This window comes from Flagellimonas myxillae, assembly GCF_023502235.1.
Classification (GTDB): domain Bacteria; phylum Bacteroidota; class Bacteroidia; order Flavobacteriales; family Flavobacteriaceae; genus Flagellimonas; species Flagellimonas myxillae.
The window spans coordinates 1-16,571 of record NZ_JAMFLY010000001.1 but is presented as its reverse complement, the minus strand read 5'-3'; the positions used below and the strand labels follow the sequence as shown (position 1 = coordinate 16,571).

The window sequence follows — 16,571 nt, the reverse complement described above, 5'->3', positions numbered from 1 at the left end:
ATTTTTAGGTTTTGAATGAGTGGGGCCAGGTCTTGTCATCTGGCCCTTATTTACGGCAATTTTAACAGTTATGGCCAAGTTTTTGAGAATTCCACTACTTTCGATAATCGTTTTTTGCACATATAACGCTCTATTCAATTTCCCGGATGGGAACAGTGCACAATTGCGACCTGAGGTTGTTAAGGTCCAGGAAGGTTACGGCTATTTAATCTGGGCAGGGGAAAAGCTGTTGGTAAAACAAGAGTTTATTCCCGCCATAAACGGGGAGATCCCTTTTCAATCGCATAGAGATGCAAAGAAGATAGCGGTTTTGGTAGCATCCAAGCTTAAAAATCGATCAAATCCAGAGGTGAGCAAGGAAGAACTCAGCAAGCTAAACATATTTACGTTGAAACAGTAGTTTATTTCAGGTGTCCATTCAAAGGAAACATATCAACCAATTCCTTATCCATTTTTTCTTATGGGCGTCTATTTCGGTGCTTTTTTTGTTCCCGTACATTTTCGAATACCGAAGAGTTCCCCGGGGTATGCCTGTTCGGCTAATGGCAATAATGGTGCTGTTTTATGTCAACTATTTCTTTTTGGTCCCGAAAATCCTTCTCAAAAGAACAACATTGGCCTATGTTCTTATTTGCTTTTTGCTAATAAGCGCTGTTGGTCTTGCCATCAATCTATGTTATCCTCCAAGACCGCCTAAATATATAAGTAGCCCTGCCAGTATTCCGGAAATTACCACAGCTCCTCCAAAGTTGTCCGACTTTCCTCCTGGCAGGTTTTACCGATATAGGGACAATCCCTTTTTCAATCAAATTTTCATAATGCTTGTATTGAGCACTCCTTTTTTTGTTAGTGCCTTGCTACGGGTGTACATAGAATGGGGTAAAAATGAAGATTTAAGGAAAAAAGTGGAAAGCGAAAAAACAAGTTCTGAACTCCAATTTTTAAAAACGCAGTTGAACCCTCATTTTCTATTCAACTCTTTGAACGCCATTTACTCACTGTCGGCCAAAAGTTCCAAAGACACTTCAGAGGCTATCATCAACCTCTCGGAATTAATGCGGTATATGTTGTATGAGGCGGACAAGGATCTAGTCCCCCTCCGGAAAGAACTGGAATACATCAAAAACTATGTACAGCTTCAAAGGTTGCGCTTATCGGACAGCGTCAATGTTAAATTGAAAATATCCGGTGAAGACAGAAACAAGGTAATTCCTCCGCTTCTTTTTATATCCTTCATCGAAAATGCATTCAAGTACGGGACAGATTACGAGGGAAAAACACATGTGGAAATAAACCTTTTCATAGAAAATGGGTCAATATATTTTAGGGTTGAAAATAGAATAGGGACATACCGGAAACAAAAGAAAAGTTCTGGTGTGGGATTACAGAACATAAAGAATCGATTAAACCTTTTGTATCCAGAATCCCATAAACTGGAAGTACATAATGACGGTGGAACCTATCGTGTAACCTTAAATCTTTATCTATAAACATGAAGGATATGACTTGCATTATTATTGATGATGAACCTTTGGCAATAGATGTTTTGGCCGATTATTGCCAAAAGATGGATTTTATTGAATTGAAGAGGACTTTCACTAATCCCCTAGAGGCCATTTCAACCATTCAGGAAGAGAAAATCGACCTCATATTCTGCGATATTGATATGCCCCAAATCAGTGGAATCGATTTTATCAAATCCTTGGACAATAAACCCATGTTCATTTTTACCACGGCATACTCTCAATACGCGGTTGAAGGATTCAATTTAAATGCGGTGGACTATTTGGTCAAGCCAATTCCCTACAATCGATTTATCAAGGCGGTGTCCAGAGCCAAGGAAATTTTAACCTACAAGAAAAAACCGGTCAGCAGTAACGTGTTTCCGTCTTACGGTGACACCAACGAATCACAGAAGTACATTTTTGTGAAAGCAGAATATGAAAGCATCAAAATTGACCTTAATGAGATTGAATATATCCAAGGCCTAAAGGATTATCTGAAGGTCCATATTACAGGCTCCAACAAAGCCATACTTACACTCATGAGTTTTAAAGAGATGTTGGACAAATTACCATCTAACCAGTTCCTCAGGGTTCATAAGTCCTTCGTAGTCAATGTGACCTGTATAAAAACGGTGCAACGGAACAGAATTGTGATCAACGATATACGGATTCCAATAGGAGAAAGTTATAAAGCCAGCTTTTTTGCCATGCTAGGCCTTTGATACATGCAACATACCCTAGATTAAACAACTTCAGCGACAACAAAAGTGCTTCCCCCAACATAGATAAAATCATCCTCTTTCGCCTGCTCCAATGCTGCGTTCAAACCGTCCTGAACCGTATTAAAATTCTTTCCTTGCAGGCCAAATTCATAGGCTTCATTTCTTAATTCTTTAGCGGGAAGACCGCGGGGAATATTTGGAGTAACAAAGTAGTAGGTTGCCACCGTCGGAAAAAGATTCAAAACATGCTTTAGGTTTTTATCATTCACAAACCCTAGAACAAAATGGATGTTTTTGAATTGCTGCTTGGACACCTGTTTCAACACAAGTTCCAACCCCTCCCGGTTGTGGGCCGTATCGCATACTATCATGGGCTTTTTTGCCAATACTTGCCATCTGCCCAGCAAGCCTGTATTCTTTACTACTTTTTTTAGGCCATCCTTAATATGCCTGGGTTTAATCTTAAATTCCGAAAGCTGTCCAAGGGTGCTCACGACCCCATTAATATTCTTTGATTGGTACCCTCCAAGTAAATCGGTTATATAATCCTTGGAAATATCATCTTCCGCAAAGATTATTTCCGACATTTTATTTGCAGAAATAAGTTTAAAAATCCCCTCTGTCTCCGGCTGTCTTTCGCTTACCACCACCGGAATTTCCCTCTTGATGATTCCTGCTTTTTCCAAGGCGATTTTCTCTAGGGTGTCTCCTAAAATTTGGGTATGGTCCAGACCAATGTTCGTAATCAAGGAAACTTCAGGTACTATAATATTGGTGGAATCCCATTGACCTCCGAGGCCCACCTCAATCACGGCAATATCCACTTCTTTTTCGGCAAAATAATGAAATGCCATCCCAACGGTCATCTCAAAAAAAGAAAGCTCATTACGTTCAAAAAACTCCTTATGCTCTTTAATAAATTTCTTTACAAATCCTTTTCCAACAACCTTACCGTTGATTCTAATGCGCTCGCGAAAATCCTTTAAATGGGGAGAAGTGTAAAGCCCGACCTTGTACCCAGCTTCCTGCAATATAGACGCCAACATATGACTACTGGAACCTTTACCGTTGGTTCCGGCCACATGGATACTTTTAAATTTTTGGTGAGGGTTTCCCAAGATTTCGGAAAAGGCTAGAATGTTATCCAACTTGTCCTTAAGGGCCACACTCCCCTTTTGTTGGTACATGGGAAGTTGTTGGAACATCCATTCCAAGGTCTCCTTATACGTCATGATTTTATTGCCCTAGTTTAAACTTGACCACGACATGGCCAATCTGCGTGGACGGAGCTTTAGAATCTAAATTCCATTTGTACATTAAAGCAGTCTGTTTGGCGGGCTCCAGTAAACATGGGGCATTATTGGTAGTTCCTTTAACACCAGGTTCAGCTCTTGTCACCCTTCCATTTCGGTCCACAAAAATGCGCACCACTACTGTACCTTCTTCATTGCATTCCTGCTGCACCTTGCCCTTGCTCACCAACGATCGGCCTCCCAAGCCATAACCGCCAGCACCGGTACCCGGGCTACCATAATAGCTTGGAGCATAAGGGTCACCATCTGGTTGGCCCTTGTCTCCTGGTCGATTGTCATCCCCCTCGCTTCCTGTAGTTTTGCCATCAGATTTGCCAATACCACCTATAAGGGCGTCCAGATTCTTCTTTTTAGCCTCTTGCTCCTTTCTTTGGCGTTCTTCCGCTTCTTGCTTTTCCCGGGCTATTCGCTCTGCTTCGGCCTTTGCCCGTCGTTCAGCTTCTTCCGCTTTTCGCCTGGCTTCTTTCTGTTGATTGATTCGGATGGTCTCTTCGTTATCCTGGGTCACTACCTTTTCCACAGGTTCTGGTGGTGCCACAGGCTCGGGTGCCGGCTGCTCAGGAACGGGTTCCGGGATTTGTTCGGTTTTTACCTGTTTGGGCTCGGAACGTACCTTTTCTTTGGGTTGCACTGGGCCGCTACCAAAATCCGTAGTGCCAAAATTAACGGCTATGCCATTTTCAATGGGTGGATCTAAATAGGTAAGACCTATGTAAAAAAGTAAAAGGAGCAATGCACTTAACAGTAACGTGGTAAGTGTAAAGGATTTTTTCTTGTGTCTCGTATCTAAAAATGACATTATTTTGGCCGCACAGCCAAGATAACCTTATAACTGTTCCTATTGGCGATATCCATCACGTTTACAGCCTCTTTAATGGCCACGCTCTGTTCTGCCCTTAGAATGATGGTAGGCTTCTCCTGCCCTTCTAGTGCTTTTTTCAGTTCAATTTCAATGTATTCTGCATTAATCTGCTCGTTGTTCACATAGTATTCCAGGTCCTTATTGATGGTCACCGAAACATTTTGTGTGTTCGTTGATTTCCCTTTTGCCTTTGGTAATAGCAAATCCAGTGCATTGGGTGCATTTGAGGTAAGCATAAAAAACACCAACAACAAAAACACAATGTCTGTCATTGAAGACATGCTAAACTCTGGACTAACCTTGTTTCTTCCCTTTAATTTCATGATGAAATTCTAAATGGGTTCGTTCAACAGATCCAAAAACTCTACCGCATTGGCCTCCATTTTATGTACCACTTTGTCGGTTCTGTTCACCAAGTGGTTGTAGCCAATGTAGGCGATAATTCCCACCACTAAACCAGCAACTGTAGTGGTCATTGCAGTGTAAATTCCAGAGGCCAAGGACCCCATTTCTGCTTGTCCACCGCTGCTTGCCATTTCGTGGAATGCCAAAATCATACCAATAACGGTTCCCAAGAATCCAATCATCGGTGCAGCTCCGGCCACGGTGGCCAAAACACTTACATTTTTTTCAAGTTTATAAACCTCCAGAGTTCCAGCGTTTTCAATGGCCGTGTTGATATCATCCAATGGCTTCCCGATTCTGGATACTCCCTTTTCGGTGAGTCTGGCTACAGGAGAATCTGTTTGGGCGCACAAAAGTTTGGCTGCTTCTAACTTACCGTTCATGACATGGTCACGAATCTGATTCATAAAGTTTTTATCAATTTTTGAGGCAGCCTTAATAGCAAAAATGCGCTCAAAATAGATATAGAGTGCCACAAAAAGTAGTACAAAAAGCACCATGATAATCACAACACTTCCTGTTCCCCCATTAACGATAAGGTCAATAACAGAAAGGGTTTTTTCTTCCGAAATAGCAGCCGCCACCTCGGTCCCTTCCTCCAAATCTTGAAAAGTAATCATATAAAATCCCCAATTTTAGTTGCAATAATAACGGAGATTTTTGAGCAAAAGTATTTTTTAGAAAAAATATCGCATTCCAATGAAACAAATGGCACCTGCAATAAATCCTATAAAGGCCAACCATGCAATTTTTCTAAAGTACCAAAAGAAGTCTATTTTTTCCATTCCCATGGCTACTACACCAGCCGCAGACCCAATGATCAACATACTTCCTCCCGTTCCAGCAGAATAAGCAATAAAGTGCCACAGCGGATTATCTATAGGCTCGGAGAACATCCCCAAACTTGCGGCCACCAATGGCACATTATCAATAATCGCTGACCCAATACCCAAAATAATGACCACTAAATCAGACACCTGTGTACCTTCGATCTCCGTCCCGATCAAACCAACACTTTGCTTAAGATTTTCAGCAAAATTGAAAAGTAGTCCAAGGGATTCTAAGGCCGCCACCGCCATTAAAATTCCAAGGAAGAAAAGGATACTTGGCAATTCAATCTTAGTCAATGCACTGTGCACCGGACTATGATGCGCTTCGGCATCGCTTTCTGGATCTACCGATGATATGGTAATCTTGGAGTTACTGTAGATTTCAGCAAAAGTGGCCACCACTGCAAGAGACAACATCATCCCAACATAGGGCGGCAAATGGGTTACCGTTTTAAAAATGGGTACAAAAACAATCGCTCCCAATCCAAGGTACAACATGGTTGCCCCAAACTTGGACTTTGACGGAGCTGTTTCTTCCAAATCAATTTTACCTTTAAAAGGGGACAAAAAGGAAGCAATAAACGTAGGCACCAACATACAAACTAGGGAAGGAACAAGTAAGTAACCTACCAATTTGGCGGTGGTAACTTTATTCCCGATCCAAAGCATGGTTGTGGTAACATCCCCAATAGGAGACCAAGCCCCACCCGCATTGGCAGCAATTATAATTAGACCAGCATACCAGATTCGAACATTTCTATCCCTAACTACCTTTTGAAGGATAGAGACCAAAACGATTGTGGCCGTTAGATTATCAATGATCGCTGACAGTATAAAGGCCAAAAAAGCAAAAATCCAAAGGATCTTACGTTTGCTCCTGGTTTTTACATACGATTTAATGGTGGCAAAACCATCAAAATAGTCAATGATCTCAACAATGGTCATGGCCCCTAACAGGAAAACAAGAATCTCTGAAGTCTTACCTAAATGGTGAAGCAGTGTTTCCTCCAACATGTGCATTTTATCCTCATGCCCCAATGCCCCAAAATTTTCCATTAGTGCATGCTTGCCAGAATCGAACCAGTTAGTAAACCCATCAATGCCAAATGCCATCATGGCCCAAAGGATGGCCATCATGGCCAAAGCCGGAATTAGCTTGTCTATTTTTAGATTGTGCTCTAGGGTAATGGCTAGGTAGCCCAAAACAAATATGGCAATGAGGATGGTTTCCATAGTTAGTTGGTTTAAAGAAGTTGAAACTTTGCTTGCCTTCCAGCTAGCTTGTTGCTAAAGATATTCAAAATGGTTTTCCCAACATAATCTTGATTCCATAAAATTCAATAAGTCCAAATCCTAAACAAAACATGGGCAAACAAATTATCTGATTCTCAATTTATGTCGTTTTTCAATGAAGAATTACCATCTAAAGGCTATATTTGTATCCCTTTTTTAATTATTTGTCAATTTTATGGAATTCTCACTATCCGAAGAGCAATTGATGATCCAGCAAGCTGCTCGAGACTTTGCCCAAAACGAATTATTGCCCGAAGTAATTGAACGGGACGACGCCCAAAAATTCCCTTGGGAACTGGTAAGCAAAATGGGAGCGCTCGGATTTATGGGAATGATGGTCAGCGAGGAATTTGGAGGCAGTGGCCTGGATACCTTATCCTATGTTTTGGCCATGGAAGAATTGTCCAAAGTGGATGCTTCGGCATCCGTGATGGTCTCGGTAAACAATTCCTTGGTTTGCTGGGGACTGGAAACCTATGGGTCACAAGAACAAAAGGAAAAATACTTGACCCGCTTGGCGTCAGGAGAAGTTATTGGGGCATTTTGTCTTTCCGAACCTGAAGCTGGTAGCGATGCCACTTCCCAAAAAACAACCGCCTTGGATAAAGGGGACCATTACATTTTAAATGGAACCAAAAATTGGATCACCAACGGGGGTTCGGCAGAAATCTTTTTGGTAATTGCCCAAACCGATGTTGATAAAGGACATCGAGGTATCAATGCGATAATTGTAGAAAAAGGAATGGAAGGTTTCGTTGTGGGGCCAAAAGAAAACAAACTGGGTATTCGGGGAAGTGATACCCATTCCTTAATCTTCAATGATGTGAAAGTGCCAAAAGAAAACCGAATTGGCGAGGATGGTTTTGGATTTAAATTCGCCATGAAAACCTTGGCTGGCGGAAGGATAGGAATTGCTGCCCAAGCTTTGGGGATTGCCGCTGGAGCCTACGAACTTTCCAAAAAATACGCAAAGGAACGTAAAGCTTTTGGCACTGAGATTGGGAACCATCAGGCCATCGCATTTAAGCTTGCCGATATGCATACCAAAATACAAGCGGCGCGCCATCTGGTTTACAAGGCCGCTTGCGATAAGGATGCAGGTGAAGATTATTCATTATCCGGAGCCATGGCCAAACTGTACGCTTCGGAAGTTGCCATGGAAACCGCAGTGGAGGCTGTACAAATACATGGTGGAAACGGCTTTGTAAAGGATTACCATGTGGAGCGCATGATGCGAGATGCCAAGATCACCCAGATCTATGAGGGAACTTCCGAGATTCAAAAAATAGTTATTTCTAGAAGCATTTTGAGGGATTAGCGCCAAAATACGCTGATGTTTCCTTGATTTTTTTGGGGTCTTCCCTTCTTAATTTATAAATTTTGAATTGTACCCCTAATAAATTAGGGGGTATATTGACAAAAATAAGCTATCGGAATTCTCCACCCCTGGATTTATTCAAAATCGACATTTCAGTCCATGTCAATTGCGATTATGATAATTTATGATTCGTCAAATTTTCATATTGCATAATTTTTAAAGCGTTTACACAAACGTTGATGAATTAGTTGCATTTGCCTGAAAACCATGCCATTTCTTTATCGAAAATGATATTTTTGAACAAATACCATAATGATGAGGAAGTTAGAAAAGCAAGGTCTTTACCTACCAGAATTTGAGCATGATAACTGCGGTGCTGGTTTTATTTGTAGTCTAAAAGGGAAGAAATCAAACGATATAATTCATAAGGCACTCGAGATTCTAGATAAACTGGAACACCGGGGAGCTGTAAGTGCAGATGGAAAAACAGGTGATGGAGCAGGAATCCTCATCGATATTCCGCACGATTTCTTTACGGAAGTCTGTTCCTTCAAATTGCCGAAGGCTGGCGAATACGCAGTGAGTAATGTGTTTCTGCCCCAAAAGGAAAATCAGCGGAATTTTTGCATTACCACGCTCGAGGAAAATATAAAAAATCAAGGTCTTGAACTTTTAGGGTGGCGGGATGTTCCGGTAAACAGGTCCGTACCCGGAAGGATTGCAGCCGAAACCGAGCCGTTTGTAAAACAGGTCTTTATTGGCAAGGGAGAGGACTTGGATGAGTTTCAGTTCAATCTAAAACTATTTATTGCAAGAAAGATTACGGAACACGCCATTATTGGAAGTAAACTGTCCCAAACCCAGTTCTTTTATCTGCCAAGTCTATCAACCAAGATTATTATTTTCAAGGGATTGTTGGTCCCACAAGATATCAGCAGGTACTACCAAGACTTGTTGGACCCTAGGGTAGTGACTCGTTTGGCTTTGGTGCACCAGAGGTTTTCCACCAACACCTTCCCTACTTGGGATTTGGCCCAACCTTTCCGCTATATGTGTCATAACGGGGAAATCAACACCCTCCGCGGCAATGTGTCCCGCATGAGGTCCAGAGAAGAATTATTGGAAAGTGATTGGTTTGGTGAAGACATCAAAAACATCCTCCCCGTGGTACTACCGCGCAAATCAGATTCCGCCAGTATGGACATGGTAGTGGAAATGTTATTGATGACCGGACGCTCCCTTCCAGAAGTGATGATGATGTTGGTTCCCGAAGCTTGGGAGAAAAACACCGAGATGTCCGAATCCAAAAAAGCCTTTTACGAATACAATTCTTGCTTGATGGAACCTTGGGACGGCCCGGCATCTATCCCTTTTACAGATGGAAACTACATTGGAGCCGTTTTGGACAGAAATGGACTTCGCCCTTCAAGATACTCCGTAACCAAGCAGGGCTATGTGATCATGTCTTCAGAGACCGGGGTAGTGGATTTGCAACCGGAAGATATTGAATTTCACGGAAGATTGGAGCCTGGAAAAATGTTTTTGGTAAACATGGAAGAAGGCCGAATCGTCAATGATGAGGAAATCAAGGAATCCATTGCCAAAAAACATCCATATAAAAAATGGTTGAAGGATAATTTGGTCCATCTTAAGGACATCCCATATAACGATTGCCCGGTTTTTTATGGCGAATTCCCATTGGAAACAAGGCGCGCGGCCTTTGGATATACCTTGGAAGATATCAATACCATTATCCTACCGATGGCCAAAAATGGCAAGGAACCCATTGGTTCCATGGGATCCGATACCCCAATCGCGGTGCTTTCCGAAAGACCCCAACTGATCTACAACTATTTTAAACAACTGTTCGCCCAGGTGACCAATCCGCCTTTGGATGGAATCCGGGAAGAATTGATTACCGATATCAGCCTCACTTTGGGTAGTGATCAAAACTTGTTCGAAATCAATGAATTGCATTGTCGCAAGTTGAAAATCCAAAATCCTGTGATTTCCAAAGAGGATTTGGACAAAATAAAGAACCACGATGCCAGTCCCGATTACAAAGTGGTTTCCATTTCCATTTTGTATGAGATATCAAAGGGACATAATGGGCTTGAAGAAGCGTTGGATTCCATTCTACAACAAGCTTCGGATGCCATTGACGACGGCGCCAACATCATCATCCTCTCCGACAGGATGGTAAGCACCGAAATGGCAGCGATTCCTGCATTATTGGCCTGTTCCTATGTAAACAGCGGAATCAGCCGTATGGGCAAGCGTTCCAAGTTGAGCATTATTGTGGAATCTGCTGAACCCCGCGAAGTACATCATTTCGCCCTATTGTTTGGATTTGGTGCCAGCGCCATCAATCCCTACCTCGTAAATGAGATTATTGGGGAGCAAATTGAGGAAAACGACATTACAGAATACACCTTTGACGAAGCCATCAAAAATTACAACAAAGCCATTGGCAAGGGCATTCTCAAGGTGATGAACAAAATTGGAATCTCCACTTTGAATTCCTATAGGGGCTCGCAATTGTTCGAGTGTATCGGAATCAATACAAAGGTAGTAGGGAAATATTTCCCAAAAACACCTACTCGAATCCAAGGAATTGGATTGTACGAGATTGAAAAGGAGGTTGCAAAACGCCATAAAAAGGCATTTAAAAACCAGGAATTAGCGGCCAATCTCGATATTGAGATTGGTGGAGAGTACCGATGGAGAAGAGATGGTGAAAAGCACATGTTCAATCCATTGACCATCGCAAAACTTCAAAAATCGGTACGCAATAACGAGACGGCGACTTATAAAGAGTATTCGGCCTTGGTGAACGAACAATCCAAAAACCTGATGACCATCAGGGGATTGTTCGAGTTCTCCAACTACGACCCCATCCCTATCGAGGAAGTGGAACCTTGGACAGAAATCGTTAAACGATTCAAGACTGGGGCCATGTCCTATGGGAGTATCAGTAAAGAGGCCCATGAAAATTTGGCCATTGCCATGAACCGAATTGGAGGTAAGAGCAATTCTGGTGAAGGTGGGGAAGACCCTGCTCGTTTTTATAAAAATCAAACCGGAGACTGGAAAAACAGCGCCATCAAGCAGGTAGCCTCGGGTAGATTTGGTGTTACATCAAATTATTTGACCAATGCCAATGAAATCCAAATAAAAATGGCCCAAGGAGCCAAACCTGGGGAAGGTGGTCAGTTGCCAGGTCCGAAAGTAAACCCGGCCATTGCCAAAACAAGAAATTCCACACCTTATGTGGGCCTGATATCTCCGCCCCCGCACCATGACATTTATTCCATTGAGGATTTATCACAATTGATCTATGACCTTAAATCTGCCAATAGAGATGCAAGGGTCAATGTTAAATTGGTATCGGAAGTGGGTGTAGGTACGGTAGCCGCAGGTGTATCCAAAGCGAAGGCCGATGTGGTTTTGATTTCAGGCTTTGACGGAGGTACCGGAGCTTCTCCCCTCACTTCCTTAAAGCACGCAGGACTTCCTTGGGAATTGGGTATTGCTGAAGCCCAACAGACTTTGGTTTTGAACGACTTGAGAAACCGTATTGTACTGGAATGCGACGGGCAGCTAAAAACCGGAAGGGACGTTGCTATCGCCTGTCTGTTGGGAGCCGAGGAATTCGGTTTTGCAACCGCACCTTTGGTAGCATCGGGATGTATCATGATGCGGGTTTGCCATCTCAACACCTGCCCAGTGGGAATAGCCACGCAGAACCCCGATTTACGGAAAAAGTTCAAAGGGAAACCTGAGCACGTGGTGAACTATATGTATTTCGTGGCCCAAGAATTACGGGAGATTATGGCCAAGCTTGGTTTCAGGACGGTTAACGAAATGGTGGGGCAAGTTCAAAAACTAGATAGGAAAAAAGCCATAGAGCATTACAAGGCCGAAGGCATAGACCTAACGCCTATCCTGTATCAAGTAGATGTACCTAAAGGCACTAAGTTCCATAACACAGAAGAACAGGTTCATGGCATTGAGAACTCCATAGAATTTGACATCATTGCCCAAGCGCATCCGGCATTGTTCAGAAAGGAAAAGACAACCTTGGATTTTCCCATTTACAACACCGATCGTGCCGTTGGTGCCATTATCAGTAACGAAATCTCTAAAATATATGGTGCAGATGGGCTTCCTGAAAACACCCTTAAAATAAATTTCACTGGTTCTGCAGGACAGAGTTTTGGGGCATTTGCCACTAAAGGACTTACCATGGTGGTTAACGGTAATACCAACGACTATCTGGGCAAAGGCCTTTCCGGAGCAAAATTGGTAATCAAAGTTCCGGACAAGTCAACCTTAACGCCCCAGGATAATATAATTACTGGTAACGTGACCTTATACGGGGCCACATCCGGAGAGGCCTATATCAACGGGAAGGCTGGAGAACGTTTTTGTGTGAGAAACTCTGGGGCCAAAGCTGTTGTTGAAGGAATCGGAGACCATGGATGTGAGTACATGACGGGAGGAGTTGCCGTAATCTTGGGGACTGTCGGAAGAAATTTTGGGGCTGGAATGAGCGGCGGTATCGCCTATGTCTATGATCAGGATGGCAGCTTCGAAAAACGATGCAATGGTGAAACGCTCAATTTATTGGCCGTTGAAGAGGACAACGATGTTAAGGAACTAAGAGAACTCATCGAAAACCATTACAATACTACCTTGAGCCCGTTGGCCCAAGATATTTTGGAAAACTGGGAAGAGTCGTTGCCAAAATTCATCAAGGTTTTCCCAGAGGAATATCGTCAGGCATTGATTCGATTGGAAAAAGAAAAATTACAAACCTTATAATTTGAGCCATGGGAAAGACAACTGGATTTATGGAGTTTGACAGGAAGGACGAAGCCTACTCTCCTGTTACGGAACGAATCAAAAACTATAAGGAGTTCACAATACCTCTGAAGGAAAAGGAATTGAAGGACCAAGGTGCCCGGTGCATGGACTGCGGTATTCCATTTTGCCATAGTGGGTGTCCGCTTGGGAATTTAATTCCCGATTTCAACGATGCGGTATACCAAGGTAAATGGGAGAAGGCAACCAAGATTTTACATTCAACAAATAATTTCCCCGAGTTTACCGGCCGATTGTGCCCCGCTCCATGTGAGGAAGCGTGTGTGCTTGGAATCAATGAGGACCCTGTTTCCATAGAAAATATTGAGAAAAACATTGTTGAGACAGCCTTTAAGAATGGATGGATCATTCCGGAAGCACCAGCAAAACGAACCGATAAAAAAGTAGCGGTAGTTGGCTCGGGCCCTGCAGGATTGGCAGCTGCCCAACAATTAAATAGGGCTGGACATACAGTGACCGTTTTTGAAAGGGATGAAAAAATTGGGGGATTACTCCGATATGGCATTCCCGATTTTAAAATGGAAAAGCATATTATTGACAGAAGGCTCGAGATTATGGAAAAAGAGGGCATTACTTTCAAAACTGGCATTAATGTCGGGATTGATGTGACTGCAAGCGAGCTTCGTGATCAATTTGACTCCATAGTATTATGTGGTGGCGCTACGGTTAGAAGGAAATTACCAATCCCCGGGGCGGACTTGAAAGGTGTTGTACAAGCCATGGACTTTCTTCCGCAGAATAACCGAAAGGTTGATGGCATCCCATATGAAGGAGAGGAATTGACCGCGAAAGACAAAAATGTGATTGTGATTGGTGGTGGGGATACAGGGTCAGACTGTATCGGAACTTCCATTAGACATGGAGCCCTATCCGTTACCAATTTTGAGATTATGCCCAAGGGCACCACGGAACGTCCCGAAGGGCAGCCTTGGCCATTTTGGCCCATGCGATTAAGAACAAGCACTTCCCACAAGGAAGGAGCCGATCGGGTTTTTAGCATTTCTACCAAGAAATTTATTGGCGATAAAGATGGGAATCTTACCGGGCTTGTTACGTCAGAGGTGATTTGGGAAAATGTTCCTGGACAAAGGCCCGTTTTAAAAGAGGTTGAAGGTTCTGAAAAAGAGTGGGAATGCAGCTTGGCCCTATTAGCTCTAGGATTTACGGGCTCAGAGACCACAATTGCCGATGAACTAGGACTGGAAATGGATCCACGAACCAACATTAAAGCTTCCGTAAGGGATTACAAGACCAATGTTCCAGGTGTTTTTGTGGCTGGTGACCAAAGAAGAGGTCAATCCCTGATAGTTTGGGCCATTTCAGAAGGTAGACAAGCTGCGCATCATGTTGATGCTTATCTCATGGGAGACTCCAATCTCCCATTAAAGGGAGACGGAGATCTACCAAGAGTATAAATAACAACCAACCTAACTTTAAGCCCTTTGCCAATTTGGTAAAGGGTTTTTTCTTTTTTATTCGATAATCAAACGATGCGTTTCCGTTTTTTCAGGGCCAGACATTTTTATGAAATATAGTCCTGCTGTGTATTCTTCAACATTGAAAGGGGTTCCGATTTCATAGGAACCGCTATAAAGTACCCTGCCATCTAAATGTATCAGCCGTAGCAGCACTTGATCATGACTACTACCTTCCACCCGAAATGAGGTTCGTGCTGGATTCGGATAAACCAACGTACCGCGGTTTTGGTTCAAAACATGCTCCAATTCCTTGTTATTGGAAACCCTAGCCCGTAAACTTGTTCCTCCGCTCTGAAACTCATAGGCGCCAATGTCAAAAGCACTCCCAGAAGGTCTGGTAGCATTTTCCAAATCAAAGTCAATGCCCCAAGAAGTCAAAGAACTCCCCAAATCGACAACCGCGGAAATACCAGAAGACGGGCTATAGTCCAAGTTGGTAGGGTCCGTAAGACCTAATGTATCTATTTGACGAGTCATTATGTTACTGTGAATATTTGTAAGTAAACTGTCCCTTGTGTCTCTTTCATTAAAATCAAAATAACTTTCCTGATTTTGCTTCCAAGTGTTTCCACCTTCGAAGTCATACCCGGGATCTACAACAAGGTTGTTCACAAAATAGGAAGGGACTTCACTTTGATTTCGATACAAATCAGCAGGGTCGACCGGATGTAGTACCGTGGTATTATAGTGCACGCCTGCCCGTTCCGGTTCGATAATGGTATTGTTGGCCACATAGTAGCCTTCATCCACATCATCAAATTCATGTCGATTATGGAGAAAAATTCCGTGCATTTTGGGTTTTACCAGTACATTATTGAAGACTTTGGTCCCACTTTCCCCATTGATGACCTGCATGCCCCAACCTTTTTCTAGCAGACCGTTTTCAACAAAATTATTGTATACCTCATAAGTACCACCACCCAAACTCATGGCAAAGGATTGTCCCCAATGTCCTTTGGTACCGTAATTGGCAATTGAGTTGTCCCGTACCTTTCCACCAAAATGGGCAAGATTAACCTGAATGGCATCCCATCCCGTGTCTTCCACAACATTGTTATGGACATCAACATTTTCCAACCAGTGTCCATAAACTTGGGTTCCGTTACAATTTTTTCCTCCATCCAATTTGTATCCTAGGGAATAGCCAATATAGATACCCTCACCTCCAGTGTTGTGTATATAATTGTGATGAATATTTAGATTTTTCATTACGAAGCCATTGCTTCGCCATGTGTTGGAGTTGTTGCAATCAGGGTCTGTTTTGGCCATAAAACCAGCAAATCCTGCTGATGCCACCTCAATATGATCAACTTCCACGTCTGTGCTCAATGCACTTAATACAATTCCCATTGCCCAAGAACCTGTCCCAGTAATTTTGATCCCATAGGTATAAGAAGCATCTCCAGAGCCTGTTAGGTGGATGTATTTACTATTCTTAAACTCCAAAGCTGAATAGGCAGTTTCATTAAGGGTAACTTGTCCGCCACAATTTTTAAATACCACTGGACTCGTAGCCGTTCCTTCAAAATCATAAAAACGGATTCCGGCATAGTTGCCCGCGGGAATACAAATGGTATCGCCAGGGGAGTATCCCACGTTGGAAGCCCATACAAGATTTAAGATTGTAGCAGATAAACCGGTCAGGGTTACATCACAATTACAGGATTGCGCACGGGCCACCAATCCGCACAGTAGCATGGTGGTAAAAAGTAGTTGTTTTCTCATGGTATTTTGGTTTGATAATTTCTAGCCAAATACCACAGCATATCTCCACAATTCATATTGTGTTATGGTTGGGAGAACAAATTCTAATTTGAGGCCCTTAAATGTAATAATGATGTACGTTTTTTCCTACTTTATTATGTTTTATTTCCAATTATTCTTTGGTTGGAAAAACTGTGAAGTTGTTTTGGGTAATGTGCATAAACAAAAAAACCCTCCGAAGCGTTAGCTAAGGAGGG

The 16,571-nt window shown here is 42.7% G+C and carries 12 protein-coding genes; 6 read left to right on the top strand and 6 right to left on the bottom strand.

The genetic code is table 11. The features are described 5' to 3' along the window. The first annotated feature begins 70 nt into the window (after positions 1-70). The 3 genes from M3P07_RS00060 to M3P07_RS00050 all read left to right on the top strand — a co-directional run bounded on the left by M3P07_RS00060 (position 71) and on the right by M3P07_RS00050 (position 2,227). Positions 71-400 carry a DUF4907 domain-containing protein gene (locus tag M3P07_RS00060; protein ID WP_249967857.1) on the top strand — a complete coding sequence of 110 codons (330 nt, stop codon included), beginning with the start codon at positions 71-73 and terminating at the stop codon, positions 398-400. A gap of 127 nt (positions 401-527) precedes the next feature. Continuing rightward, a complete protein-coding gene (locus M3P07_RS00055) occupies positions 528-1,490 on the top strand; it encodes a sensor histidine kinase (protein WP_249967856.1) in 963 nt (320 codons plus the stop codon). An 11-nt stretch (positions 1,491-1,501) separates the two neighbouring features. Further along, complete coding sequence (locus M3P07_RS00050) at positions 1,502-2,227, top strand: LytR/AlgR family response regulator transcription factor (protein ID WP_249967855.1); 726 nt, start codon at positions 1,502-1,504, stop codon at positions 2,225-2,227. A gap of 20 nt (positions 2,228-2,247) precedes the next feature. Here M3P07_RS00050 and M3P07_RS00045 read toward each other — a convergent pair whose 3' ends face one another. The 5 genes from M3P07_RS00045 to nhaD are packed head-to-tail and all read right to left on the bottom strand — an operon-like array spanning position 2,248 to position 6,870. After that, entirely contained in the window at positions 2,248-3,459 is a 1,212-nt protein-coding gene (locus M3P07_RS00045) for a bifunctional folylpolyglutamate synthase/dihydrofolate synthase (RefSeq protein ID WP_249967854.1), read from the bottom strand. Between the two features lie 4 nt (positions 3,460-3,463). Next, on the bottom strand, positions 3,464-4,339 hold the full coding sequence (locus tag M3P07_RS00040) for an energy transducer TonB (RefSeq protein WP_249967853.1): 876 nt from the start codon (positions 4,337-4,339) through the stop codon (positions 3,464-3,466). Further along, on the bottom strand, positions 4,339-4,725 hold the full coding sequence (locus M3P07_RS00035; RefSeq protein WP_249967852.1) for an ExbD/TolR family protein: 387 nt from the start codon (positions 4,723-4,725) through the stop codon (positions 4,339-4,341). Before M3P07_RS00035 ends, M3P07_RS00040 begins: the two co-directional genes overlap by 1 nt. Positions 4,726-4,734: 9 nt before the next feature. After that, positions 4,735-5,427 carry a MotA/TolQ/ExbB proton channel family protein gene (locus M3P07_RS00030; protein ID WP_249967851.1) on the bottom strand — a complete coding sequence of 231 codons (693 nt, stop codon included), beginning with the start codon at positions 5,425-5,427 and terminating at the stop codon, positions 4,735-4,737. A gap of 57 nt (positions 5,428-5,484) precedes the next feature. Next, positions 5,485-6,870 carry a sodium:proton antiporter NhaD gene (gene nhaD, locus M3P07_RS00025; RefSeq protein WP_249967850.1) on the bottom strand — a complete coding sequence of 462 codons (1,386 nt, stop codon included), beginning with the start codon at positions 6,868-6,870 and terminating at the stop codon, positions 5,485-5,487. A gap of 235 nt (positions 6,871-7,105) precedes the next feature. Here nhaD and M3P07_RS00020 point away from each other — a divergent pair, with 235 nt between their 5' ends. The 3 genes from M3P07_RS00020 (at position 7,106) to M3P07_RS00010 (ending at position 14,547) form a co-directional block, all read left to right on the top strand. Further along, complete coding sequence (locus M3P07_RS00020; protein ID WP_249967849.1) at positions 7,106-8,248, top strand: acyl-CoA dehydrogenase; 1,143 nt, start codon at positions 7,106-7,108, stop codon at positions 8,246-8,248. A gap of 315 nt (positions 8,249-8,563) precedes the next feature. Then, the gene (gene gltB / locus M3P07_RS00015; RefSeq protein ID WP_249969428.1) at positions 8,564-13,072 is read left to right on the top strand and encodes a glutamate synthase large subunit; all 4,509 of its coding nucleotides are present in this window, start codon (positions 8,564-8,566) and stop codon (positions 13,070-13,072) included. An 8-nt stretch (positions 13,073-13,080) separates the two neighbouring features. Next, positions 13,081-14,547, top strand: a complete 1,467-nt coding sequence (locus M3P07_RS00010) for a glutamate synthase subunit beta (protein ID WP_249967848.1) — start codon at positions 13,081-13,083, stop codon at positions 14,545-14,547. Between the two features lie 57 nt (positions 14,548-14,604). Here the strand turns inward: M3P07_RS00010 and M3P07_RS00005 are convergent, their stop codons facing one another. Next, a complete protein-coding gene (locus tag M3P07_RS00005; RefSeq protein ID WP_249967847.1) occupies positions 14,605-16,335 on the bottom strand; it encodes a T9SS type A sorting domain-containing protein in 1,731 nt (576 codons plus the stop codon). Between the last annotated feature and the right edge of the window lie 236 nt (positions 16,336-16,571).

Coding starts and splice junctions, on each gene's coding strand:
- M3P07_RS00010 (WP_249967848.1), top strand. CDS start 13,081: ATGGGAAAGACAACTGGATTTATGGAGTTTGACAGGAAGGACGAAGCC.
- M3P07_RS00060 (WP_249967857.1), top strand. CDS start 71: ATGGCCAAGTTTTTGAGAATTCCACTACTTTCGATAATCGTTTTTTGC.
- M3P07_RS00045 (WP_249967854.1), bottom strand. CDS start 3,459: ATGACGTATAAGGAGACCTTGGAATGGATGTTCCAACAACTTCCCATG.
- M3P07_RS00030 (WP_249967851.1), bottom strand. CDS start 5,427: ATGATTACTTTTCAAGATTTGGAGGAAGGGACCGAGGTGGCGGCTGCT.
- M3P07_RS00055 (WP_249967856.1), top strand. CDS start 528: ATGCCTGTTCGGCTAATGGCAATAATGGTGCTGTTTTATGTCAACTAT.
- M3P07_RS00040 (WP_249967853.1), bottom strand. CDS start 4,339: ATGTCATTTTTAGATACGAGACACAAGAAAAAATCCTTTACACTTACC.
- nhaD (WP_249967850.1), bottom strand. CDS start 6,870: ATGGAAACCATCCTCATTGCCATATTTGTTTTGGGCTACCTAGCCATT.
- gltB (WP_249969428.1), top strand. CDS start 8,564: ATGAGGAAGTTAGAAAAGCAAGGTCTTTACCTACCAGAATTTGAGCAT.
- M3P07_RS00050 (WP_249967855.1), top strand. CDS start 1,502: ATGACTTGCATTATTATTGATGATGAACCTTTGGCAATAGATGTTTTG.
- M3P07_RS00020 (WP_249967849.1), top strand. CDS start 7,106: ATGGAATTCTCACTATCCGAAGAGCAATTGATGATCCAGCAAGCTGCT.
- M3P07_RS00035 (WP_249967852.1), bottom strand. CDS start 4,725: ATGAAATTAAAGGGAAGAAACAAGGTTAGTCCAGAGTTTAGCATGTCT.
- M3P07_RS00005 (WP_249967847.1), bottom strand. CDS start 16,335: ATGAGAAAACAACTACTTTTTACCACCATGCTACTGTGCGGATTGGTG.